This window comes from Pseudomonas farris, from assembly GCF_019145235.1.
In the GTDB taxonomy this organism is placed as follows: Bacteria; Pseudomonadota; Gammaproteobacteria; order Pseudomonadales; family Pseudomonadaceae; genus Aquipseudomonas; species Aquipseudomonas farris.
Window position 1 is genome coordinate 405,565 of the sequence record NZ_JAHSTV010000004.1, and the last position, 24,200, is coordinate 429,764.

General features: G+C 59.6%; 18 protein-coding genes. 12 read left to right on the top strand and 6 right to left on the bottom strand.

Features of this window, described 5'->3' with window-relative positions; genetic code table 11:
* Positions 1-16: 16 nt before the first annotated feature.
* Positions 17-2,302, bottom strand: coding sequence for a fatty acid cis/trans isomerase (locus tag KVG95_RS10815; RefSeq protein ID WP_217856328.1), 2,286 nt, complete (start codon positions 2,300-2,302; stop codon positions 17-19).
* Positions 2,303-2,457: 155 nt separating this feature from the next.
* Between KVG95_RS10815 and metH the strand changes: the two genes are divergently transcribed.
* Together metH and KVG95_RS10825 are read left to right on the top strand one after the other, a co-directional pair.
* Entirely contained in the window at positions 2,458-6,168 is a 3,711-nt protein-coding gene (gene metH, locus KVG95_RS10820) for a methionine synthase (protein ID WP_217856330.1), read from the top strand.
* Positions 6,169-6,364: 196 nt separating this feature from the next.
* On the top strand, positions 6,365-6,586 hold the full coding sequence (locus KVG95_RS10825) for a DUF2970 domain-containing protein (protein WP_123722372.1): 222 nt from the start codon (positions 6,365-6,367) through the stop codon (positions 6,584-6,586).
* 6 nt (positions 6,587-6,592) lie between these two features.
* On the opposite strand, the gene KVG95_RS10830 is transcribed toward KVG95_RS10825, so the two are convergent.
* Complete coding sequence (locus KVG95_RS10830; RefSeq protein ID WP_217856332.1) at positions 6,593-7,678, bottom strand: ABC transporter substrate-binding protein; 1,086 nt, start codon at positions 7,676-7,678, stop codon at positions 6,593-6,595.
* A gap of 523 nt (positions 7,679-8,201) precedes the next feature.
* Between KVG95_RS10830 and KVG95_RS10835 the strand changes: the two genes are divergently transcribed.
* Together KVG95_RS10835 and KVG95_RS10840 are read left to right on the top strand one after the other, a co-directional pair.
* Entirely contained in the window at positions 8,202-9,860 is a 1,659-nt protein-coding gene (locus KVG95_RS10835; protein WP_217856334.1) for a nitrite/sulfite reductase, read from the top strand.
* Positions 9,844-10,338, top strand: coding sequence for a DUF934 domain-containing protein (locus KVG95_RS10840; protein ID WP_217856336.1), 495 nt, complete (start codon positions 9,844-9,846; stop codon positions 10,336-10,338). The genes KVG95_RS10835 and KVG95_RS10840 overlap by 17 nt, the downstream gene beginning before the upstream one ends.
* Before the next feature lie 83 nt (positions 10,339-10,421).
* Here KVG95_RS10840 and sohB read toward each other — a convergent pair whose 3' ends face one another.
* Positions 10,422-11,444, bottom strand: a complete 1,023-nt coding sequence (gene sohB, locus KVG95_RS10845) for a protease SohB (protein WP_052964359.1) — start codon at positions 11,442-11,444, stop codon at positions 10,422-10,424.
* Positions 11,445-11,646: 202 nt separating this feature from the next.
* Here sohB and KVG95_RS10850 point away from each other — a divergent pair, with 202 nt between their 5' ends.
* From KVG95_RS10850 to KVG95_RS10880, 7 genes are all read left to right on the top strand, one after another.
* Positions 11,647-12,357: a histidine phosphatase family protein gene (locus tag KVG95_RS10850; protein WP_217856337.1), complete on the top strand. Its 711-nt coding sequence runs from the start codon at positions 11,647-11,649 to the stop codon at positions 12,355-12,357.
* Positions 12,358-12,421: 64 nt separating this feature from the next.
* Complete coding sequence (locus KVG95_RS10855; RefSeq protein ID WP_123356684.1) at positions 12,422-12,736, top strand: SCP2 sterol-binding domain-containing protein; 315 nt, start codon at positions 12,422-12,424, stop codon at positions 12,734-12,736.
* Positions 12,737-13,040: 304 nt separating this feature from the next.
* Complete coding sequence (locus KVG95_RS10860; protein ID WP_217856513.1) at positions 13,041-14,888, top strand: amidohydrolase; 1,848 nt, start codon at positions 13,041-13,043, stop codon at positions 14,886-14,888.
* 282 nt (positions 14,889-15,170) lie between these two features.
* Positions 15,171-16,889: a hydrogenase maturation protein gene (locus tag KVG95_RS10865; RefSeq protein WP_217856339.1), complete on the top strand. Its 1,719-nt coding sequence runs from the start codon at positions 15,171-15,173 to the stop codon at positions 16,887-16,889.
* Between the two features lie 186 nt (positions 16,890-17,075).
* Positions 17,076-17,939, top strand: a complete 864-nt coding sequence (locus KVG95_RS10870; RefSeq protein WP_123356843.1) for a LysR family transcriptional regulator — start codon at positions 17,076-17,078, stop codon at positions 17,937-17,939.
* Positions 17,940-18,049: 110 nt separating this feature from the next.
* Positions 18,050-19,192, top strand: a complete 1,143-nt coding sequence (locus KVG95_RS10875) for a sterol desaturase/SRPBCC family protein (protein WP_217856341.1) — start codon at positions 18,050-18,052, stop codon at positions 19,190-19,192.
* Entirely contained in the window at positions 19,189-20,277 is a 1,089-nt protein-coding gene (locus KVG95_RS10880) for an SMP-30/gluconolactonase/LRE family protein (RefSeq protein WP_217856343.1), read from the top strand. The genes KVG95_RS10875 and KVG95_RS10880 overlap by 4 nt, the downstream gene beginning before the upstream one ends.
* A gap of 150 nt (positions 20,278-20,427) precedes the next feature.
* Here the strand turns inward: KVG95_RS10880 and KVG95_RS10885 are convergent, their stop codons facing one another.
* Positions 20,428-20,688, bottom strand: a complete 261-nt coding sequence (locus tag KVG95_RS10885; protein ID WP_217856346.1) for a hypothetical protein — start codon at positions 20,686-20,688, stop codon at positions 20,428-20,430.
* Positions 20,689-20,796: 108 nt separating this feature from the next.
* Positions 20,797-21,039 carry a hypothetical protein gene (locus KVG95_RS10890; protein ID WP_123722362.1) on the bottom strand — a complete coding sequence of 81 codons (243 nt, stop codon included), beginning with the start codon at positions 21,037-21,039 and terminating at the stop codon, positions 20,797-20,799.
* A 218-nt stretch (positions 21,040-21,257) separates the two neighbouring features.
* Here KVG95_RS10890 and KVG95_RS10895 point away from each other — a divergent pair, with 218 nt between their 5' ends.
* A complete protein-coding gene (locus tag KVG95_RS10895; RefSeq protein ID WP_217856348.1) occupies positions 21,258-21,779 on the top strand; it encodes a DUF4142 domain-containing protein in 522 nt (173 codons plus the stop codon).
* Between the two features lie 295 nt (positions 21,780-22,074).
* Here the strand turns inward: KVG95_RS10895 and KVG95_RS10900 are convergent, their stop codons facing one another.
* A complete protein-coding gene (locus tag KVG95_RS10900; RefSeq protein WP_217856350.1) occupies positions 22,075-24,186 on the bottom strand; it encodes a hybrid sensor histidine kinase/response regulator in 2,112 nt (703 codons plus the stop codon).
* Between the last annotated feature and the right edge of the window lie 14 nt (positions 24,187-24,200).

A 24,200-nucleotide genomic window follows, 5' to 3' on the forward strand; every position in this document is an offset into this window, starting at 1 on the left:
CTCTAAATTCCGTGCATCAAAGATTCTCGTAGCGATTCATGTCCAGCACGCCCTCTTCCACCGGGTCGGTGTCGTGGATGTAGCGGCTCAGATCATGGAAATACTGCCAGAACTGCGGATGGCTACGGCGAATGCCCCAGCGTTCGACGATTTTCTCGAAACTGGCAGCATCCTTCGCGTTTTCCATCGCGTCAACGAACGCGGGCACTTGCCCGGCCGGGATGTTGAACATGAAGTTCGGGTAGCTGCTGAGCACACCCGGATAAATCGTCAACGTATCGAGCCCCGGCTGATAGCGCAGCGACTCACCGAGCAGGAACGCCACGTTGCTGTGGGCGCGGTTGCGCAGCAGGCTGTAGACCTCGCGCTTGCCGCTTTGGGTCTCGATACGCAACATCGTGGCTTCCGGCAACTGATCGATGACCTTCAGCCCTGCAGCCGGACGTGAAGTCAGGCGGCTCAAGGCCTGTTCGGCGTTCTGCAAGGCCAGATCGATGTTCGGTCGCGAGCAATAAGCGCCATCGCAACGGTTGATCGGGTCGGGCCTGGCATTGAGGTCGCCGTACCGGGCCAGCAATTGCAGGGCGAAATCGCGTTTCGGGTCCTTTTCGTCCAGCGTCAGCGCCGTTGGTTTGTCATTGTCGATGTACTCATAATCCAGCCACATCTTGAACTTGCCGCCGTTCTGATACCAATCGTCGAGGTAGCCGTCCCGTGAGTCGGCCGGCATCAGACGCAAGAAGTTCTGCTCGGCACCGTTGCGGATCAGGTCGAAGTACAACCGGGTCTGGGCCTGATGGGATACGTTGCCAAACACATCGAAGTTGACCGCCAACTGGTAATACGTGCGTTCCAGCAACGGGTAATCGAACAGCCAAATGGTTTGCGGCACGTCACCGATCAGGCCTTTGTTCACCGAGGCGCTGTCGAAATGCCGGAAGATACTCAGCAGCGCGTTGTCATTGCCGGCCCACAGGGTCGACCAGCTCGGTGCCGCCAGATCGGCATAGCTGTCGCGGCGCAAGGCTTCGTACTCGTTGCGTTTGTCGCGGTAGTCGTGCCACAGGCTCAGAACACTGCCGACGTCATCGTTCTGCCCCGGCATCGCCAGCAACGGCGTGGCCTGCCCGCGATAATTCGGGTCGGTGATGTAAAGGTCATGCTCCGGGGCCTGGAACAACGCCCAGAAGTTATCGCGAATCACGTCGGTGGCGATCTGACCGCGGCAGACCGGGCCACGAATAAAGGTGCGCACGAAGTACTCGGCGTTATCGAGCATGAACTGGTAACGCGCCTGAGCCGGGATGGCCTCAAAGGTCGTGAACGGATTGGCCCGTCGTTCCGGCCCATAACCTGGCAGCGCGTTGACCTGCCAATTGCCGCTGTAGAACAGGCTTTTGATCCGCGCCATCTTCGCCGCACTGAACGGATAGGTGATGTGGGTCTTGTGCACGATCACGCCTTGCACCGGCCACAAACGGTAGTAAATCTGAGTGCCCGGATCGTCATTCGGACGGCGGGTATTGATCAAATCAATGGGCTGCCCCGTCGGCGTGCGCGAACGTACCCACTGAAAGAAATGCCCCGGCTCGCCGTCTTTGAAAAAGATGTGCGCCAAAAACCAGTGTTCAAACAACCAGCGCCCGACCAGGCTCTCCCGGGCGCCCGGCGCGTTGAGCAGGTTTTCCCACTGCACAACCTGCAAGGCTTCCTTGGCGCTGGGCACCAGGCCCTGCTCATCAATCGGCGCGCCGGAGGCCAGCCAGCGTTGCAACGTCTGGTATTGCTGATCGGTCAGGCCGGTGACCGCCAACGGCATGCCTTCTTTCGGGTGGGAGCTGGCGTAGCCGTCGAACTCCCCCGGCATGGCGCACATGTTTTCCCGGTTCAGGCCCAGGACGATCTCTTCCGGCAATTTGGCGTTGGGTTGCAACGGGGTTTTGTGGCCCAGTTCGAGCATCCGAGCCATCAGCGCCGCCTGGCTGCCTTGGGCGTCGAGCACCGAATAAAAGCCTTTTTGCTGCCAGGCACGCTTGCCGAAGGCGTCATAAAACAGCCGGGTCGGCGCCGCTGCCTGGCGGCGCTCGCCGTCATAGACAGGCGCCTTCGTCGCGCCTCGGGCCACCCCTTCGCCACTGCCCAGATTGAGCTGACAGGCGGAATCGTAGCAGGCATGGCAGGCCACGCACTTTTCGGTGAAGATCGGTTGAATGTCGCGAACGTAGGAAATATCCGGACCTTGTGCAGCAGCGCCCCCGCTTAAAAACAGCATCAATAGGCTGGTGACGACGCGATACGACATATCCCTGGTCCTGATCATGAGAAAACGCCGCGATTCTACCGGTGTGGCCCGCGCACCAACATGAACGATATTCATGCAAAACCCGCACATGCTCCAAAAGCGCACAGGTTTGTTATTATCCCGCCCCTTCGTCATGGCCTTACCGAGTAGTCCAAATGTCCGATCGCAGCGTTCGCCTTCAAGCTCTCAAGCACGCCCTCAAAGAGCGCATCCTGATTCTCGATGGCGGCATGGGTACGATGATCCAGAGCTACAAGCTCGAGGAGCAGGATTACCGTGGCAAACGCTTCGCCGACTGGCCGAGCGATGTAAAAGGCAACAACGACCTGTTGGTGCTGACGCGCCCGGACGTGATTGGCGCTATTGAAAAAGCTTACCTGGATGCCGGCGCCGACATTCTGGAAACCAACACCTTCAACGCCACCCAAGTGTCCCAGGCCGACTACGGCATGCAGGGCCTGGCGTACGAACTCAACGTAGAAGGCGCGCGCCTGGCACGCAAGGTGGCGGACGCCAAGACCCTGGAAACCCCGGACAAGCCGCGTTTCGTCGCCGGCGTGCTCGGCCCTACCAGCCGCACCTGCTCGCTGTCGCCTGACGTGAACAACCCCGGCTACCGCAACGTGACCTTCGATGAACTGGTGGAAAACTACACCGAGGCCACCAAAGGCCTGATCGAAGGCGGCGCCGACCTGATCCTGATCGAAACCATTTTCGACACCCTCAACGCCAAAGCCGCGATCTTCGCTGTGCAGGGTGTTTACGAGGAGTTGGGCGTCGAGTTGCCGATCATGATCTCCGGCACCATCACCGACGCCTCTGGCCGCACCCTCTCCGGCCAGACCACCGAAGCGTTCTGGAACTCCGTGGCCCACGCCAAGCCGATTTCCGTCGGCCTGAACTGCGCCCTTGGCGCCAGTGAACTGCGCCCGTACCTGGAAGAACTGTCGAACAAGGCCAGCACCTACGTGTCAGCGCACCCGAACGCCGGCCTGCCGAACGAATTTGGCGAGTACGACGAGCTGCCGGCCCAAACCGCCAAGGTCATCGAAGAATTCGCCCAAAGCGGCTTCCTGAACATCGTCGGCGGCTGCTGCGGCACCACGCCGGGCCACATCGAAGCCATCGCCAAAGCGGTGGCCGGTTATGCGCCGCGCGAGATTCCGGACATTCCCAAGGCTTGCCGCCTGTCGGGCCTGGAACCGTTCACCATTGATCGCAGCTCCTTGTTCGTCAACGTCGGGGAGCGGACCAACATCACCGGTTCTGCCAAGTTCGCCCGTCTGATCCGTGAAGACAACTACACCGAAGCCCTGGAAGTCGCCCTGCAGCAGGTCGAAGCCGGCGCCCAGGTGATCGACATCAACATGGACGAAGGGATGCTCGATTCGAAGAAGGCCATGGTGACCTTCCTCAATCTGATTGCCGGTGAACCGGACATCTCCCGCGTCCCGATCATGATCGACTCCTCCAAGTGGGAAGTGATCGAAGCCGGCCTCAAGTGCATCCAAGGCAAGGGCATCGTCAACTCGATCAGCATGAAAGAAGGCGTCGAGCAGTTCATTCATCACGCCAAACTGTGCAAGCGCTACGGCGCCGCCGTGGTGGTGATGGCCTTCGACGAAGCCGGCCAGGCCGACACCGAAGCGCGCAAGAAAGAAATCTGCAAACGCTCCTACGACATTCTGGTCAACGACGTCGGCTTCCCGCCGGAAGACATCATCTTCGACCCGAACATCTTCGCCGTGGCCACAGGTATCGAAGAACACAACAACTATGCTGTGGACTTCATCAACGCCTGTGCCTACATCCGCGATGAACTGCCGTACGCCCTGACCTCTGGCGGCGTATCGAACGTGTCGTTCTCGTTCCGTGGCAACAACCCGGTGCGAGAGGCGATTCACTCGGTGTTCCTGCTGTATGCGATTCGTAATGGCCTGACCATGGGTATCGTCAACGCCGGTCAGCTGGAGATCTACGACCAGATTCCGGCCGAGCTGCGCGACGCCGTCGAAGACGTGATCCTCAACCGCACCCCGGAAGGCACCGACGCCCTCCTCGCCATCGCCGACAAGTACAAGGGCGACGGCAGCGTCAAGGAAGCCGAGACCGAAGAGTGGCGCAACTGGGACGTCAACAAGCGTCTGGAACATGCGCTGGTCAAGGGCATCACCACCCACATCGTCGAAGACACCGAAGAGTCGCGCCTGTCCTTTGCTCGCCCGATCGAAGTGATCGAAGGCCCGTTGATGTCCGGCATGAACATCGTCGGTGACCTGTTCGGTGCCGGTAAAATGTTCCTGCCGCAAGTGGTGAAATCCGCCCGCGTGATGAAGCAGGCCGTGGCCCACTTGATCCCGTTCATCGAGCTGGAAAAAGGCGACAAGCCGGAAGCCAAGGGCAAGATCCTCATGGCCACGGTCAAGGGCGACGTGCATGACATCGGCAAGAACATCGTCGGCGTGGTGCTGGGTTGCAATGGTTATGACATCGTCGACCTCGGCGTGATGGTGCCGGCGGAGAAGATCCTGCAAGTCGCCAAAGAACAGAAATGCGACATCATCGGCCTGTCTGGCCTGATCACGCCGTCGCTGGACGAAATGGTTCACGTGGCCCGCGAGATGCAGCGTCAGGACTTCCATCTGCCGTTGATGATCGGTGGCGCGACCACGTCCAAGGCGCACACCGCGGTGAAGATCGAGCCCAAGTACAGCAACGACGCGGTGATCTACGTCACTGACGCCTCCCGCGCTGTAGGCGTGGCGACGCAGTTGCTGTCCAAGGAACTGAAGGCCGGTTTCGTCGAGAAGACTCGCCTGGAATACATCGACGTTCGCGAGCGCACCGCCAACCGCAGCGCCCGTACCGAACGCCTGAGCTACCCGGCGGCCATCGCCAAGAAGCCGCAGTTCGACTGGGGCAGCTACGAACCGGTCAAACCGACGTTCACCGGCGCCAAGGTGCTGGACAACATTGACCTGAAGGTTCTGGCCGAATACATCGACTGGACACCGTTCTTCATCTCCTGGGACCTGGCCGGCAAGTTTCCGCGCATCCTCAAGGACGAAGTGGTCGGTGAAGCCGCCACCGCGCTGTACGCCGACGCCCAGGAAATGCTCGCCAAGCTGATCGATGAAAAACTCATCAGCGCCCGTGCGGTGTTCGGCTTCTGGCCGGCCAATCAGGTGCGTGACGATGACATCGAAGTCTACGGCGATGACGGCAAGCCATTGGCCAAGCTGCACCACTTGCGCCAGCAGATCATCAAGACCGACGGCAAACCGAACTTCTCCCTGGCCGACTTCGTCGCGCCCAAAGACAGCGGCGTGACCGACTACGTGGGTGGTTTCATCACCACCGCAGGGATCGGCGCCGAAGAAGTGGCCAAGGCCTATCAGGATGCGGGCGACGACTACAACTCGATCATGGTCAAGGCCCTGGCCGACCGCCTGGCCGAGGCCTGTGCCGAGTGGCTGCACCAACAGGTGCGTAAAGACTACTGGGGCTACGCCAAGGACGAGACGCTGGACAACGAGGCGTTGATCAAAGAGCAATACACCGGCATCCGCCCTGCTCCGGGCTACCCGGCCTGCCCGGATCACACCGAAAAAGCCACGCTGTTCAAACTGCTGGACCCGGAAGCGGAAGAACTCAAAGCCGGTCGCAGCGGCGTGTTCCTCACCGAACACTACGCCATGTTCCCGGCGGCAGCGGTCAGCGGCTGGTACTTCGCTCACCCGCAGGCGCAGTATTTTGCCGTGGGCAAGATCGACAAGGATCAGGTGCAGAGCTACACCTCGCGCAAAGGCCAGGAGTTGAGCGTGACCGAGCGCTGGCTGGCGCCTAATCTGGGTTACGACAACTAATCCTAGGCCTGTTGGCCACAATACTGCGGCCAACAACGATCCCTGTGGGAGCGGGCTTGCTCGCGAAGAGGTCATAACAGTCGATATCAATATTGACTGTCAGTCCGTTTTCGCGAGCAAGCCCGCTCCCACATTTGATTTGTGCATGCCGTGGATTGTCTATGCTTAGCTCTCACACATGCGTGACGGGGGATTTATGGACGATCCAGTCGACAACAACAAACCGCCGACCTTCTGGCAGATGCTGCACAGCGTGATGGCGGCGGCTTTCGGGGTGCAGAGCGGGAAGAATCGGGCTCGGGATTTCAGCCACGGCAAGCCGAGTCATTTCGTGATGTTGGGGATTCTGTTCACGGCAGTGTTCGCGTTGACGCTGTTTGGCATCGTCAAACTGGTGGTGTACCTGGCGGGTATCTGAACCGGCTCAGTGCATCAGGGCTTGCAAGCTGAACGGGTAGCGATACGACGTCGGTCGCCCCTTGGCGGAGAGTTTCTGAAAATCCACGCCATAATCCTGAGTAGCACTCAACGCCAGCAACCGCTTGGCTTGTGCGTGATTGATCAGCTGTAACAACGGAATCTGCCGGTCGCGCCCACCGTACTGGCTGACATCCACCCCCAGGTCGTAGTCATGCAGTTGCACCAGGGCCCAACCACCCAGAGTGAAGTGCCCGCCCAACAGCACACTCAACCGCCCTTCCAACAGCGCCTGTAGCGCAGTCGGTGAATTGTTGACGGCGCTGAACAGCGCGCCCTTGCCGGGTTGGCCGCCCGTTTCGGCGTAGGCCTGCATGGCACCAAAGGCCATTTCATCGTTGGCCGACCAGACCAGCGACGTGTGCGGATAACGCTTGAACAATAACCTGGCCTGTTCATAGGCGCGCTCGCGGGTCCAGCCGCCGTAGACCAACTGACGCAACCGCACTTCAGGGTGTTCGGCCAATGCCCGCATCATGCCCTTCTCACGCTGTTGCGCGGCTGGCGTGATCTTCAGGCCAGAGAAGGCCACGAGATCAATGACCTGACCGGGCGCGACCGGGCGATGCAGGCGAATCAGCTCCTTGAGCATCAAGTAGCCGCCCTCCTCATTGTTGGGCACCAGGCTGCCCAACAATGAGGGATACTTGTCCGGCTGGTCGCCGAGCAAGCGCATCTGGTCTACGGTCAGGCCGTTGTTGACCAAAAACAGCTTCACACCGCTGCCTTGAGCCAGGCGCAGGATTTCGGGCGCGACGTACAGTTCGTTGACGAATACCAGATAGTCCGGTCGATTCGGCCCTTGCAGGGCTTCGCGGGCCTGCTTGATTGTGGTTTCAGCGTTTCGCTCGGAATACTGGATGCGCAAATCCATGCTCAGGTCCTTGGCCGCGGCCTGCATGAACTGCGAGTAACTGACCCAGAAGACCTCTTGGGTGGTTCCTGGATTGAGGAACAATACGGACGCCGCCTGGGCACACGGTCCCAAGACCGTACCAAGCGCCAGCACTACACCACAGAAGAACTTCAACATTAAACGTCCGAGGCCCCGAAAATCCGCTGCGCATTATAGCCAGCGAAGTCCCTGGAACGGCGCTTATTCCGGCTTCTGTCCGACAATCGTCAGCGCCGGGCCCGGACGGGGTCGTTTATTGATGGCTGACCCAGAACACCGCTGTGCCCACGACCAGGATGATCAGGAACAAAATCGCCCAAGCATCGACCGTGCTATCGCTTTTCCCTGCTTTGGTTGGGTTGCTCATTGCATCGCCTCTTGTCGGTTTTATCGGTGATTGCATAAAGACTCGAGCACAGTTAAGACGATGATTGCCCGCACCACAAATGTGGGTTTTGCTCCCATGAACTTCATTAGTCTTTTTGGTTCTTTACATATACTCAAACATCACTTTTGCGCATAACTGCAAACTGGTATCTTGCCTCCGCTCCGTTGGGAGTGCGCGGCCGTGCGCGCAGAATTGCCGAGGCAGCATCGGAGACTTCAGCAAGCGAAAAACGCAACTGGATCCGACCGGCCCAAGCCTGAGAACAGGACTTATATGTACGTATACGACGAGTACGATCAGCGGATCATCGAGGACCGCGTCAAGCAGTTCCGTGATCAGACCCGACGCTATCTGGCAGGCGAGCTGAGCGAAGAAGAATTCCGCCCCCTGCGCCTGCAAAATGGCCTTTACATCCAGCGCTTCGCGCCAATGCTGCGGGTGGCGGTGCCTTATGGCCAACTGACTTCGCGCCAGACGCGAATGATGGCCAAGATTGCCCGCGACTATGACAAGGGCTACGCCCACATCAGTACCCGGCAGAACGTGCAGTTCAACTGGCCGGCCCTGGAAGACATCCCGGACATCCTGGCTGAACTGGCGACCGTGCAGATGCACGCGATCCAGACCAGCGGCAACTGCCTGCGCAACGTCACCACCGACCAGTTCGCCGGTGTCGCGGCCGACGAGTTGATCGACCCGCGTCCATGGTGCGAAATTGTGCGCCAATGGACTACTTTCCACCCGGAATTCGCTTATTTACCGCGCAAGTTCAAAATCGCCATCAACGGTTCGACGTCCGACCGTGCGGCCATTGAAGTCCATGACATCGGCCTTGAGCCGGTACATAACGCCGCGGGCGAACTGGGTTTCCGTGTGCTGGTTGGTGGCGGCCTGGGCCGTACGCCGGTGGTGGGCGCGTTCATCAACGAGTTCCTGCCATGGCAGGACCTGTTGAGCTACCTCGACGCCATCCTGCGGGTCTACAACCGCTACGGCCGTCGCGACAACAAGTACAAGGCGCGGATCAAGATTCTGGTCAAGGCCCTGACGCCTGAAGTGTTCGCGCAGAAAGTCGACGCGGAAATGGAACACCTTCGCGGTGGCCAGACCACGCTGACCGAGGCCGAAGTGCATCGCGTGGCCAAACACTTTGTCGATCCGGAATACCAGGCTCTGGACAACCAGACTGCCGAACTGACCAAGCTCGACAAACAGCACCCAGGCTTCGCCCGCTGGCGCACCCGCAACACCCTGACCCACAAGAAACCGGGTTATGTGGCCGTGACCCTGTCCCTGAAGCCGACTGGCGTTGCGCCGGGTGACATCACCGACAAGCAGCTCGATGCCGTTGCCGACCTCGCCGATCGTTACAGCTTCGGTCAGCTGCGCACCTCCCACGAGCAGAACATTATTCTTGCCGATGTCGAGCAGAGCCAATTGTTCGCTTTGTGGGGCGAGTTGCGCGAGCAAGGTTTCGCCACACCGAACATCGGTTTGCTGACCGACATCATCTGCTGCCCGGGCGGCGACTTCTGCTCCCTGGCCAACGCCAAATCGATCCCGATCGCCGAATCGATCCAGCGCCGTTTCGACGATCTGGACTACCTGTTCGACATTGGCGAGCTGGACCTGAACATCTCTGGCTGCATGAACGCCTGTGGTCACCACCACGTCGGCCACATCGGCATTCTCGGGGTGGACAAGAAAGGCGAAGAGTTCTACCAGGTGTCCCTGGGTGGCAGCGCCAGTCGCGATGCGAGCCTGGGCAAGATCCTCGGCCCGTCTTTCGCACAGGAAGCCATGCCTGACGTGATCGAGAAGCTGATCGACGTGTACATCGAACAACGTACCGAAGACGAACGCTTTATCGACACCTATCAGCGTATCGGCATCGACCTCTTCAAGGAGCGCGTCTATGCAGCGAATAATTAAGAACAACGAAGTCGTCGATGAAACCTGGCACCTGCTGCCGAAGGACTTCAACATCGACGAAATCAGCAACTGCGACGACCTTATCGTCCCGCTGCAACTGTGGCGCGAGCACAGCCGTATGCTCAAGGCCCGCGATGGCGGCTTGGGTGTGTGGCTGGACGCCGATGAAGAAGCCGAAGAAATCGGTGACGACGTTGCACAGTTCCAGGTCATCGCCTTGAACTTCCCGGCCTTCACCGATGGACGCAACTACTCCAATGCTCGCTTGCTGCGTGACCGTTATGGTTTCAAAGGCGAACTGCGGGCGATCGGCGATGTGCTGCGCGACCAGCTGTTCTACCTGCACCGCTGCGGTTTCGACGCCTTTGCGATCCGCGCCGATAAAGACCCGTATGAAGCCCTGGAAGGTCTCAAGGACTTCTCGGTGACCTATCAGGCTGCTACCGACGAACCGCTGCCGCTGTTCCGTCGCCGCTAAGTACGCGTACAACAAAAAGCCCTGAATCGGAAATCCGGTTCAGGGCTTTTTTGTGTCCGGCATAAACGATTACGCGACGGTGCTTACCAGAAGCGTTGCTGAGTCAAGCGGCTCCACCAGCTCAGCAATACACGATCGATCGAACCGCTGGCCGCGATGCCGATGCGCTCCTGCAGGCTTTTGCGTTCGGCGTAATGCAAGTGGTAGAGCTCGGACTGCTTGGCTCGTTCGGCAAGGTATTCATCGCTGGTCTTGAGTTCATCCACCAGTTGCTTGTCGAGCGCCGCAACGCCCAGCCAGATTTCTCCGGTGGCCACTTCGTCGATGGCCAGTTGCGGGCGATAGCGGGAAACGAAGTTTTTGAACAGCTGATGGGTGATGTCCAGGTCTTCCTGGAATTTCTCCCGGCCCTTCTCGGTGTTTTCGCCAAACACTGTCAGGGTGCGCTTGTACTCGCCGGCCGTCAGTACTTCGAAGTCGATGTCGTGTTTTTTCAGCAGGCGATTGACGTTGGGCAACTGCGCCACAACACCGATCGAGCCGAGGATCGCGAACGGCGCACTGATAATTTTCTCGCCGATGCATGCCATCATGTAGCCGCCACTGGCCGCGACCTTGTCGATGCACACGGTCAACGGCACGCCGGCTTCACGAATCCGCGCCAGTTGCGAAGACGCCAGGCCATAGCTGTGGACCATGCCGCCGCCGCTTTCAAGGCGCAGCACCACTTCATCCTTCGGCGTGGCGAGGGTCAGCAGCGCGGTGATTTCGTGGCGCAGGCTCTCAGTGGCCGACGCCCTGATGTCACCGTCGAAATCCAGCACGAACACCCGCGGTTTGGCCTCGGGTGTCTTCTTTTGCTTTTTATCGGTTTTAGCCTGGGACTTGCGCAAGGCCTTGAGCTGATCCTTGTCGAGCAAGGTTTGCTCCAGGCGTTCACGCAGCTCTTTGTAGAAATCATTGAGTTTGTTGACTTGCAGCTGCCCGGCCGACTTGCGCCGACCTTTGCTGCGCAACGCCGCAAAACTGGCCAGGACCACCAGAATGGCGATCACCAGGGTCACGGTCTTGGCCAGAAAAATGGCGTACTCGAACAAAAGCTCCACAGGGACTCCTTCAATCAATGCGCGGGGTAAACACGCGCGGGATACCTCCAGCATACCCATCCGCCGGCTCGACGACCAGCCGTGAAACCTCTGGCAACAGGCCTGTAACGGGCATTTCAAACAAGCGTATGTTTTTTCATTGACAGCTCACCGCCATCCTCATAACCTCGCCAAACCTTCAACGTACCGGGATGACGCGGACGTGGGCAGCATCTATTTGATTCGACATGGCCAGGCCTCCTTCGGTGCAGACGACTATGACGTCCTGTCGCCGACCGGTATTCGCCAGGCAGAACTCCTCGGCCAGCACTTGGCCGAACTCGGTGTCAGCTTCGATCGCTGCCTGTCGGGTGACCTGCGCCGCCAGCAACATACCGCCAACAGCGCGCTGGAACAATTCGCCGCCGTCGGGATGCCGGTGCCGGTGCTGGAAATCGATTGCGCCTTCAACGAATTCGATGCCGACGCGGTGATCCGTGCCCTGCTGCCAGCCATGTTGGAGGACGAGCCCCAAGCGCTGGATATCCTGCGCAACGCCGCACAAAACCGTGCTGAATTCCAACGCATCTTTGCCTTGATCATCGAGCGCTGGCTCGCCGGCGCCTACGACACGCCGGGCCTGGAGAGCTGGCTGGGCTTCGTCGAACGCGTGCAGGCCGGTCTGCATCGATTACTCGAGCACGCCGACAATACCCAGAAAATCGCCGTGTTCACCTCCGGCGGCACCATCACTGCCCTGCTCCACCTCATTACGCAAATGCCCGCAAAGCAGGCCTTTGAACTGAACTGGCAAATCGTCAACACCTCGCTCAACCTGCTTAAGTTTCGTGGTCGCGAGGTGGCCCTGGCTTCCTTCAACAGTCATGCACACCTGCAACTGCTGAAGGCCCCGGAACTCATCACGTTTCGCTGAGTCCGGATTATTGTGACCCTGGCTGTAATCACCCAGCTCTTATTACCCAAGAAAGGATCGAACCATGACCTCCGTAGCTGATGCCGTACAAGCAATGAAAGCCAAGTTCAACCCAGCCGCTGCTGCCGGTCTGGACCTGGTATTCGGTTTCCGCATCGACGACACCAAGAACTTCTCGCTGATCGTCAAAGACGGCACCTGCGAACTGCAAGAAGGCGAGAACCCGGACGCCCAGGTCACGCTGGTAATGGACGGCGAAACCCTGGAAGGCATCGTTGACGGTTCGACCGACGGCATGCAAGCGTTCATGGGTGGCAAACTGCGCGCTGAAGGCGACATGATGCTGGCCATGAAACTGTCCGAGCTGTTCCCGGCCTAAGCACGCCGCTCCCGTCTTTCGGGAGCACGTCTGGCTGCAAACGAATCCCGCCCCTCGTGGCGGGATTTGTCGTTTTCGCTTTCGGAAAACGGCCATCTGCGGATTTGCCGACTATATTCCTTCTGGCCGCATGCGTCAGACATCGGCTGTTTGCCCTCACTTCTTTGTGAAGAACTTAGTGGAGTGCAGTGCCATGAGCCCACCTGACGAGCCCAACGACTTCAGCCGTCGCCGTGTATTGCAAGGCCTTTCAGCAGGCGCCGTCGGTGCCTGGGTCAGCCCACTATTCGCAGGGAGTAAAACCATGCCCGATGCTCCGGCCGATCTGATTCTTTACAACGGACGCCTGCACACCGTCGACCGCAAGAAACCCCAAGCCAGTGCCGTCGCGATCAAGGACGGGCGCTTCGTGGTGGTCGGCAGCGATGCCCAGGCCATGGCGCTGCAAGGCCCCGGCAGCCAGATCATCGACCTGCATGGCCGCACGGTGATTCCGGGGCTCAATGACTCCCACCTGCACTTGATCCGTGGCGGTCTGAATTACAACCTCGAACTGCGCTGGGAAGGCGTGCCGTCCCTGGCCGATGCCTTGCGCATGCTCAAGGATCAGGCCGACCGCACACCGACGCCGCAATGGGTGCGGGTGGTCGGTGGCTGGAACGAATTCCAGTTTGCCGAGAAGCGCCTGCCGACGATTGAAGAGCTGAACAAGGCCGCGCCGGATACCCCGGTGTTTGTCCTTCACCTCTACGACCGCGCCCTGCTCAATCGCGCGGCGTTGAAAGTTGTCGGTTATACCCGCGACACGCCGAACCCGCCGGGCGGCGAGATCCAGCGCGATGCCAATGGCGACCCCACCGGCATGCTGATTGCCCGACCCAATGCGATGATCCTCTACTCGACCTTGGCCAAGGGGCCGAAGCTGCCGCTGGAGTATCAGGTCAACTCGACCCGCCAGTTCATGCGCGAACTCAATCGGCTGGGCGTCACCAGCGCCATCGATGCCGGCGGCGGTTATCAGAATTATCCGGACGACTATCAAGTCATCCAGCAACTGGCCAAAGACCAGCAGCTCACGGTGCGCATTGCCTACAACTTGTTCACCCAAAAACCCAAGGAAGAGCTGACCGACTTCAAAAACTGGACCAGCACCTCCCATTACGGTCAGGGCGATGACTTCCTGCGGCACAACGGTGCCGGGGAAATGCTGGTGTTCTCGGCAGCGGATTTCGAAGACTTCCTAGAACCCCGCCCCGACCTGCCGCAAACCATGGAGCAGGAGCTGGAACCGGTGGTCCGCCACCTCGTCGAGCAGCGCTGGCCCTTCCGCCTGCACGCCACTTATAACGAATCCATCAGCCGCATGCTCGACGTGTTCGAGAAGGTCAACCGGGATATTCCGTTCGACGGTTTGCCATGGTTCTTCGATCATGCTGAAACCATCAACCCACGGAACATTGAACGGGTTAAAGCCCTCGGTGGCGGCATTGCCATCCAGGATCGCATGGCATTCCAGGGCGAATACTTTGTCGACCGTTATGGCGCGAAGGCGGCCGAAGCGACACCACCGATCGCGCGCATGCTGGCCGAGGGTGTGCCGGTGGGCGCCGGTACCGATGCCACGCGCGTGTCCAGCTACAACCCCTGGACCTCGATGTACTGGCTGGTCAGCGGCCGCACCGTCGGCGGGTTGGCCCTGTACCCGCAAGGCTTGAGCCGCGATACGGCGCTGGAGCTTTTCACTCACGGCAGCGCCTGGTTTTCCTCCGAACAAGGCAAGAAAGGCCAGATCAAGGTCGGGCAACTGGCGGACCTGATCGCACTGTCGGCGGACTACTTTCACATCGAAGACGAAGCCATCAAATGGATCGAGTCGGTGCTGACCATTGTCGACGGCAAGATCGTCTACGGCAGCGTCGAGTTCGAAAAACTGGGACCACCGCCTATCCCGGTGGTGCCTGAGTGGTCGCCCGTGGTGAATGTACCGGGACACTGGAAACCACTGGCGCCGCTGACGGCGCAAGTGCACCAGTGTGTGGGCGCTTGCGCGGTGCATGCCCACAGCCATGAGCGGGCGCGGTTGTCGTCAGCGCCGGTCAGTGACTTTCAAGGGTTCTGGGGGGCGTTTGGCTGTTCGTGTTTTGCGTTCTGAACAAAATATTTCCAAACACCATCCATCTAATGTGGGAGCGGGCTTGCTCGCGAAGACGGTTCAACATTCAACAGTGATGTTGACTGTCAGTCCGCTTTCGCGAGCAAGCCCGCTCCCACATTAAATCGCTGTTCAACCTTCTGTCCCGAAACACCCACTGACACAAGCTTGACCTCGATCAGTTGTTCCCCACCGCACAATCACTACTATCGCGCTTCCATCGAAGGCCACGGACGGCTCATTGGGAGCCTGCGGCCCGTTATTCTCAAGGAAGAGACAATCATGCGGTCATTAAAAATCATTCTGCTGGCGTCAGCATTCAACGGGCTGACCCAACGGGCCTGGCTGGATTTACGTCAAGCCGGCCACTCGCCCAGCGTGGTGCTGTTCACCGACGCGGACGCGGTGTGCGAGGAAATCGAACACTCCGGCGCCGATCTGGTGATCTGTCCATTCCTCAAGGACCGGGTACCGCAACAGTTGTGGGGCAACTGCCAGCGTCCCGTGGTGATCATTCACCCGGGCATTGTCGGCGACCGTGGCGCCAGTGCGCTGGACTGGGCGATCACCCGTGAACTCGGCCGCTGGGGCGTGACCGCGTTGCAAGCGGTGGAGGAAATGGACGCCGGGCCGGTCTGGGCCACCTGTGAATTCAACCTGCCCCAGGGCTTGCGCAAATCCGAGCTGTACAACGGGCGCGTCAGCGATGCCGCGATATCCTGCATCCGCGAAGTCGTGGAAAAATTCATCGCCGGTTTCGTTCCGGCACCCTTGGATTACAGCCAACGCCATGTGATTGGCCGCTTGCAGCCGAACATGAAGCAAGCCGACCGCTCCTTCAGCTGGCACGACAGTTCACACTTCATCAAACGCTGCATCGATGCGGCCGATGGCCAGCCCGGCGTATTGGCGAGTCTGGCCGGCGGTCAGTATTACCTGTACGACGCTCACCTGGATTCGCGCAGCGGCACGCCGGGGGAGATTCTCGCGGTGCACGACGATGCGGTGCTGGTGGCGACCGGCGATACCTGCCTGTGGATCGGCTCGCTGCGACACAAACCCCAGCCCGGTGAAGAAACCTTCAAACGCCCGGCCCGGCATGTGCTCGCCGAACATCTGGCGCAAGTACCGACCCTTGATTGGTCGATCGCTTCCCTGCCCTTCAACAATGAGTCCTATCAACCGATCCGCTATCGCGAATCAGGCCATGTCGGCGAACTGACCTTCGAGTTTTACAACGGCGCGATGAGCACCGAACAGTGCCAGCGACTGGTGGAAGCTCTGCGCTGGGTCAAGTCCCGGGACACCCAAGTGTTGCTGATCAAGGGCGGGCGCGGCAGTTTTTCCAACGGCGTGCACCTCAACGTGATTCAGGCCGCAGCGGTTCCGGGGCTGGAAGCCTGGGCCAATATTCAGGCGATTGATGACGTCTGCCAGGAGTTGCTCAGCGCCCGGCAACTGGTGATCAGCGGCTTGACCGGCAACGCCGGGGCCGGCGGCGTGATGCTGGCGCTGGCTGCCGACATCGTCTTCGCCCGGTCCGACATCGTGCTCAACCCCCACTACAAAACCATGGGCCTGTACGGCTCCGAGTACTGGACCTATAGCCTGCCCCGCGCCGTCGGCCAGGCAATGGCGAAAAAACTCACTGAAGACTGTCTGCCAATCAGCGCCACCCAGGCGTTGCAGCTGGGCATGGTCCAGGAAATCGGCCCGCGTTGCCCCGACGAGTTTGGCCTGTGGTTGTTGCAGCGGGCCAACGGTGCGTTGAGTGATCCGGCGTATCAGGCGGTGCGTGAACGCAAAAGCCAGCTCGATAATCAACTGATGCAGCACTGTCGCAATGCCGAGCTGGAAGAGATGCAACTGGACATGGTGCAGAACCGCAAACAGTTTGCCGAGAAGTGCCAAAATTTTGTGTTCAAGCGCAAGGCGTGTGGCACGCCGCAGCGGTTGGTGGCGCAGTGGGCGACTGTTCAGGAAGTCGAGTTAGCCGATTGATTCGCGGTGCCTGACAGGGCCTCTTCGCGAGCAAGCCCGCTCCCACATTGAATGGGTGTTGGGCATAGATATTTGTAACATCGCAGATCGAATGTGGGAGCGGGCTTGCTCGCGAAGAACGATAACGCGGTATCGGAAGACAAATGCTGCTCTTACAATGCCCGCACCTCCCACATCGGCCAGCCCATGGACATCGACCTCGCTCGCACCTTTCTGGAAATCGTTCGCCACGGCAGCCTGGCCGCGGCGGCTGAAAAGTTGCACGTCACCCAGACCGCGATCACTGCCCGCGTGCAGAAGCTCGAAAGTCAGCTCGGCAGCACGCTGTTCGTGCGCAATCGCGCCGGGGCGCGCCTGACGCCGAACGGTGAGGCCTTTGTGGTTTACGCCAATCAACTGGTGCAGACCTGGGAAGCGGCGCGCCGGGACTTGCCGCTGCCCGAGGGCTACCGCGACGTGCTGCACATCGGTGGCGAGGTCAGTCTGTGCAACCCGTTGATGCTCAGCTGGGCCGGCGAACTGCGCGAGAAAATCCCCAGCCACGCCTTGCGCATGGAAATCCGCGACGGCGAAAACCTGCTGCGCCAACTGGAACTGGGGGTGCTGGATGCGGCGCTGGTCTATCAGCCCGAGTACTGGCCGCGCCTGCAAGTCGAGCAAGTGCTGGAAGAAAAACTGATCCTGGTACGCCTGGCCGGACGACCCGATCCTTACGTGTATATCGACTGGGGCCCGGACTTCCGTCGTCAGCACGATGCCGCACTGCCAGAAAAAGCCAAGGCGGCCTTGAGCTTCAACCTCGGACCGCTGGCCTTGCAATACATTCTGGAAAACGGCGGCAGCGGCTATTTCCGCACCCGCGTGGTCCAGAGCTACCTGGAAAGCGGCGTGCTGGAGCCAGTGCCCAAAGCCCCGGAGTTCAGCTACCCGACCTACCTGGTCTACTCCCGGGACCGTGACTCGGCGACCCTGCAACGAGCCTTCGATTTGCTGCGCGAAGTGATAAAGACGGACGACGACTGGTCCCAGCGCTGGAACCCCTTGACCTGACGCCAGGCGTCTTGCACCGGAGCATGGCGCATGTGTCCTCAAGGTTGGGCCAGCCTCTGCGGCGGGATCGACTAATCTGCTGGTTATAACAATAACCACAGGTGAACGCAGTGAGGCAGACCACCGAAGCATTCCGCGCGCGCTACCGTGCCGATATTCATCCGCTCTACAACCCCTGGCTGCATGGCGCCTTTGTGTTGCTGTTCGGTTTGCTGGCCATCGGCGCGTTCTGGAGCACCGTGCATCAGGTACACCCCCTGGAATGGCTGACGGTGCCGCTGACCCTGTTGTTCTTCAACTTCGGTGTCTATGTCGTACATCGGCATCTGGGGCACCACAAAAAACGCTTGGCGCGAATGTTCTACGCCCGTCACGCCGGTGACCATCACAGCTTTTTCACCCCCAGCCACATGACCTACGACAGCGCCCGGGACTGGCGGGTGATTCTGTTTCCGGCCTGGCTGATCGTGTTGCATACCCTCGTCATCACCACGCCCGCCTGGTGGCTGTTGGCTCAGATCAACGGCAACGTCGCAGGGCTGTTTAGCGGCTGTATGGTCCTCGGCTACCTGACTTATGAAGTGTTCCATGCCTGCGAACATCTACCACCCGGCAACCCGCTGACACGTCTGCCATGGATCCGCCAGATGCGCCGTCTGCACGCATTGCACCATCGCCGCGAGCTGATGCAGGAGCGCAATTTCAATATCGTGTTTCCGCTGATGGACTACCTGTTCGGAACCTTGTACTGGGAACCGGAGCAAGCATCCCCGCACCTGACGAGAACGCCCACCCGTCTGCAGCACGTGGTCGACATCGCTGGAAATCCGCTCACCGTGCTCGCCTACGCCAGCACCGCGACACGTTGGCCGGAGTGGCATCCGTCCTCCCTCAAGGTCGATGGCCAGAGCGGCCCGCTGTATGCCGGTGCGCGGTTCGAGGAAGACATTCGGGCCGGCGGGCGTGAGGGACATTTGAGTTGGGAGGTCGACGAATACTTGCCCGGTCGCCGCTGGAGCGCTCGGGCCTGGGGTGATCATGGGCTGTCGTTGGTGGTGATTTACGAGTGCGAGGCTGAGGGCGACGGCACGCGGTTTGTCCGCACCCTGGAATATTACTTCAGCGGTGTGGTGATGCGCATCGCCAATCGATTGTTGCTCAAGCGGCGCATCGAGCGTGAATCGGCGCAATCGATGCTGGCGTTACGCGACATGGCGCAAAAACATCTGGCCTCGACAGGAGTCACCGCGTGAAAAGAGCCCTCAAGGTTCGGCATTTATTGTTGCTGTTGATCATTGTGATTGGCGGCTTCCTGTTGTTATTACCCACCAAAGTCCAGCCAATCGCCTGGACACCGTCACCGGCGCCCTCACTCATCGATGGCATCTACACAGACAATCAGCGCCTCAAAGGCGTGGAGCGTGTCGGCGCCGCTGACATCGACGGCCCGGAGGCGTTGCTGCTGGAGGAAGGCGTCCTCATCACCGGCCTGCATGACGGCCGGTTGATCAGCACCAGCCTCGACGGCAAAACCACCAAGGTGCTGGCCGATACCGGTGGCAGGCCATTGGGCCTGGCGCGCCATCCCAATGGTTTGCTGGTGATCGCCGATGGGGTCAAGGGTTTGCTGTCGCTCGATGCTCAAGGCCGTGTGATTGCATTGAGCACCACGGCCAATAACGTGCCCTTCGGCTTTACCGATGACGTGGTTATCGACAAGCCCGGGCATTACGCCTATTTCAGCGATGCTTCCAGCCGTTGGGGTTACGGCAAGGATGGCGAGGCAATCATCGAGCACGGCGGCGACGGCCGACTGCTGCGTTATGACTTCCAGACCGGCACGACGACGGTCTTGCTGGATAAGCTGGAGTTCGCCAACGGAGTGACCCTGGGGCCTGACGATGCGTTTGTGCTGGTCAACGAAACCGGTGCCTATCGCATCAGCCGCTATTGGCTGACCGGGCCGAAAGCCGGAACCCACGATCTGTTCATCGACAATTTGCCAGGGCTGCCGGACAACCTGGCATTCAATGGTCGCGACCGTTTCTGGGTGGCGCTGTATACCCCACGCAATGCACTGCTCGACGCCACGGCGCCCTACCCTCTGGTACGCAAAATGATCGTGCGCGCGCTGACGGTCCTGCCCAAACCGGTGGAGAGCCGCGCCTTTGCCCTCGGCCTGGACCTCGACGGTAAAGTGATCGCCAATCTGCAGGACGCCAGCAGCGGCAACTACTCCCCCATCACCACCGTGCGCGAGTATGGGGACTGGCTGTATCTGGGTTCGCTGAAAGCACGGCACATGGCGCGGTTGCCGTTGAGTACGGCATTGAAGTAATAACGGTGATCAACCTGTGGGAGCGGGCTTGCTCGCGAAGGCGGACTGACATTCAACATTGATGTCGACTGGCATGGCCTCATTCGCGAGCAAGCCCGCTCCCACAGTTGATTGGGGTTGCCGCGAGGTTTGTGATCACCCCTCGTGAACTCAACGCGGATCCATCTCACCATCACGAACCGAATTGTCTGTCTCTTCGCGCACTCGCTCCGGGTCGATGCCAGTGACGTCATCCTGCTCCAGAGGCGTTATGTCCTCATTGTCCGGCAATTCATCGATGCCCGGTTCATCCTCGGGGTTGACTGTGGTGCGTCCCGGGCTCAAGGGTTCGGGATGTGTCGGGATCGGGTCGTAGCCGCCCTGTTCTTCGCTGGGGTACTTTTCTTTATGGGGATAGGCTGAATGGGGCATGGGGCACCTCGCATGGGCCGAAAATTCGGGCCCTGATCGTTCGAGGTGCCGGTATTTATCCCCGTTCCAATTTTTCAGCCGCCGGTCGTCAGTGGCTTGATACAGAAGTCAGGACGGCGTCTGGAGTCGTTCAACGATCTTATTCTTGACCAGCACGCGCTTCTCCTTGAGCTTCTTCAGTTCGTCATCGCTGAGCGCGTCCGATTGGGCGGTCTCAGCCTTTACCACCTCGGCGTCCGCCTGAGAATACTTGTTGATCAGTGAATCCAGTAACGGATCCTTGGTGCGTTTTTGCTGGATCTCTTCCTTCGAAAGTTTCAGATCCTGATACAGATCATGAGTCACCGGCATGGAACACCTCCGTTTGTTAATCGGTAGCAAACGCGATTGATTGCGCTCACCAGCTATCAGAATGGCCTTGCTTACCGTGTTCTGTCGACCGTCTATCAGACCAGCGGTGTCCGTTCGTCGTCCTGTCGCAAACGCGATAAAACCTTTGCCCAATCGTCCGCCTCCATTGAATAACGATCACCTGGATCGCTCATGAAAACCTGTGTGGAGAATGACCGATGGACGGATTCAATCTGCGTCACCTCGCCTTGGCCGTTGCCTTGAGCACCAGCATGGGCACGGCTTTTGCTGCCACTTCCAACGACTTCGTCGATGACGCGGCCGAGGGTGGCATCGCGGAAGTCGAGACCAGCAAACTGGCGCTGGAAAAAAGCTCATCGGCCGACGTCAAGGCGTTCGCCAAGATGATGGTCACCGATCATTCCAAGGCCAATGAAGAGCTGGCGGCCCTGGCGAAAAAGCATGACATCGAGATGCCAGACACGACGACAGTGGTCAAACAGGCCAAGGAAAAAATTCTTGACCTGCGCGATGAATCCTTCGACACGGCCTATGCCAACAATCAGGTAAAGGCTCACGAAGAAACCATTGAACGGTTCAAAAAAGAAGCCAACACAGTGACGGACGACAGGACCAAAGGCGCCACCGAACTCAAGGCATTCGCGCAAAAAATGTTGCCGGCGCTGGAAAAGCACCTGGATATGGCGAAAAAACTCCAGGCGGCTCATCCTGATAAATAATCCCAAGCCTTGAGGCCAGGTGCGGAACCTGTGGGAGCGGGCTTGCTCGCGAAGGCGGCGTCACAGTCAACATCAATGTTGCCTGACACACCGCTTTCGCGAGCAAGCCCGCTCCCACACGTATTGCGCAGTCAACGAAAACCCACAGTCTGGCGATCCATTGTGGCGAGGGAGCTTGCTACCGCTCGGCTGCGAAGCAGTCGTGAAACCATTCACCGCGTAGTATCAGATGAACAGTGATACAGCTTTTGGAGCGCTTCGCACTCAGCGGGAGCAAGCTCCCTCGCCACAATAATCAACCACCCAGCACGCTGCGGATCATGCTCAACAGCGCTTCAGGGCCATAGGGCTTGCTCAACAGATAAGTGTCGGGGCTGAGTTGGTGATTGCGCGAAATAATGTCCCGGGTATGGCCGGAGGTAAACAGCACCGCCACCGGCGGATTCTGCACCTTGGCCCAGGCGGCCAGGTCCGAGCTTTTGATCAGACCGGGCATGACCACATCGGTGAAGATCAGGTCCACCGCCGCGCCATCGAGCAACATCTGCATGGCCAGGTCACCGTTGGCCGCGGTCAGAACCTGATAGCCCTCTTCACGCAACAAGTCCACCGCCGAGCCACGCACCGCTTCGTTATCCTCGACCACCAGAATGGTTTCGTGCCCGCCATGGTGCTGCGGATCATGGCGCGTTGTTTCACCGGGCAACGGACGCAAGCTGCGCGGGAAATACAGCTGCACCCGCGTGCCCTGCCCGACGACGCTGGAGATCTCGATATGCCCGTCGCTCTGTTTGACGAAACCGAACACCATGCTCAGACCCAGGCCGGTGCCCTGACCGTCGGCCTTGGTGGTGAAAAACGGTTCGAAGGCCTGTGCGAGCACTTGAGGCGGCATGCCGACACCCGTATCAGCCACCGCGACGCAAACATAGTCGCCGGCGACGATGCCCTTGCCTGCGCAGAACTTGCGGTCGAGGGTAATGTTCTCGGCGCTCAGGGCAATGGTCCCCTCGCCGTTCATGGCGTCCCGGGCGTTGATCGCGAGGTTGAGAATGGCATTTTCCAGTTGATTGCGGTCCACGTAGAGATGCCATGGATCGTCAGGCGCCGTCACCTTGATCTGGATAGTTTCCCCCAGCGCCCGCTGCAACAACTCTCCCAGGCCTTCGAAGATCTGCCGTGGATCGCAGACCGCCGGCGACAAAGGTTGACGACGGGCAAACGCGAGCAATTGCGACGACAGTTTGGCACCGCGCTCGACCGCGGCAATCGACGCACTGACCCGGCGTTGCACGTTGGCGTTGTCCGGCTCGTGACGCGCCAGCAAATGCAAGTTGCCGGCGATGACCTGCAACAAGTTGTTGAAGTCATGGGCCACGCCGCCGGTGAGACCGCCGATGGCTTCGAGTTTCTGTGACTGACGCAACTGCTCTTCGGCCGCCAGCCGCGCTTCGACTTCGTCGGCGACGCGCTGCTCCAGGTTGCGGGTGAATTTGAGCAACGACTCTTCGGCGCTCTTGCGTTCGTGGATGTCAATCAACACCCCGGGAAAGCGGAACGCCTCGCCTTGCTCATTGAACTCGCAACACCCGCTGGCGAGCACCCACAGGTAACTGCCATCGGGACGCAGAACCCGGTATTCAGCGTTATAGGGAATGCCGGTTTCCACCGACTGATTGAGCCGCTCTTGAACCCAGCTACGGTCGTCGGGATGAATCTGCATTTCGGCAATGAGCGGTGGCAGGTTGGCCAAGTCCTGGTCGAGCGGATAGGAAAACGTACGGGCGAAGCGTTCGTCGGCAGACAGCACATTAGTCTTGATGTCCCAGACGAACGAGCCGAGCAAAGCCCCGGCATTAAGAGCCAGGCGAACTCTTTCGTTGTCAGCGCGATAGGCACTTTCGGCTTCCTGGCGGCGGCGCTCGGAAATCACATGATCAGTGGTATCGACCACCATCGCCATGACCCCGGCGGGGTGTCCGTCATCATCGGCGACGGGACTGTAGTAAAGATCCATCCAGACATCTTCGGGTACGCCGTCACGCAACAGCACCAGGGCTTTGTTGTGATAGGACAAGGTTCCGCCCGCAAGGCAGATATCCACCACATGCCGATTGAATTCGGCGACCTCTGGCCAGCCCAACTCCACCGGGGAGCCCAGCAGGTAAGGATGGCGCCCACCGGCAAATCTCGAGTAGGCATCGTTATAGATCATGTAGCCGGGGCGGCCCCACAGCATCACCATCGGCAGGGGTGAGGCGAGCAATAATTGCACCGCGCTACACAGGCTCCCGGGCCAGGCATCGATGCTCCCGAGCTCGGTCAGGCTCCAGTCGAACGCGCGAATGCGTCCGGCCATTTCGCCGCTCCAGCCGGTACATCCGTGGCTATTGTCTAGAAACTGCATCGACTGGCCTATGT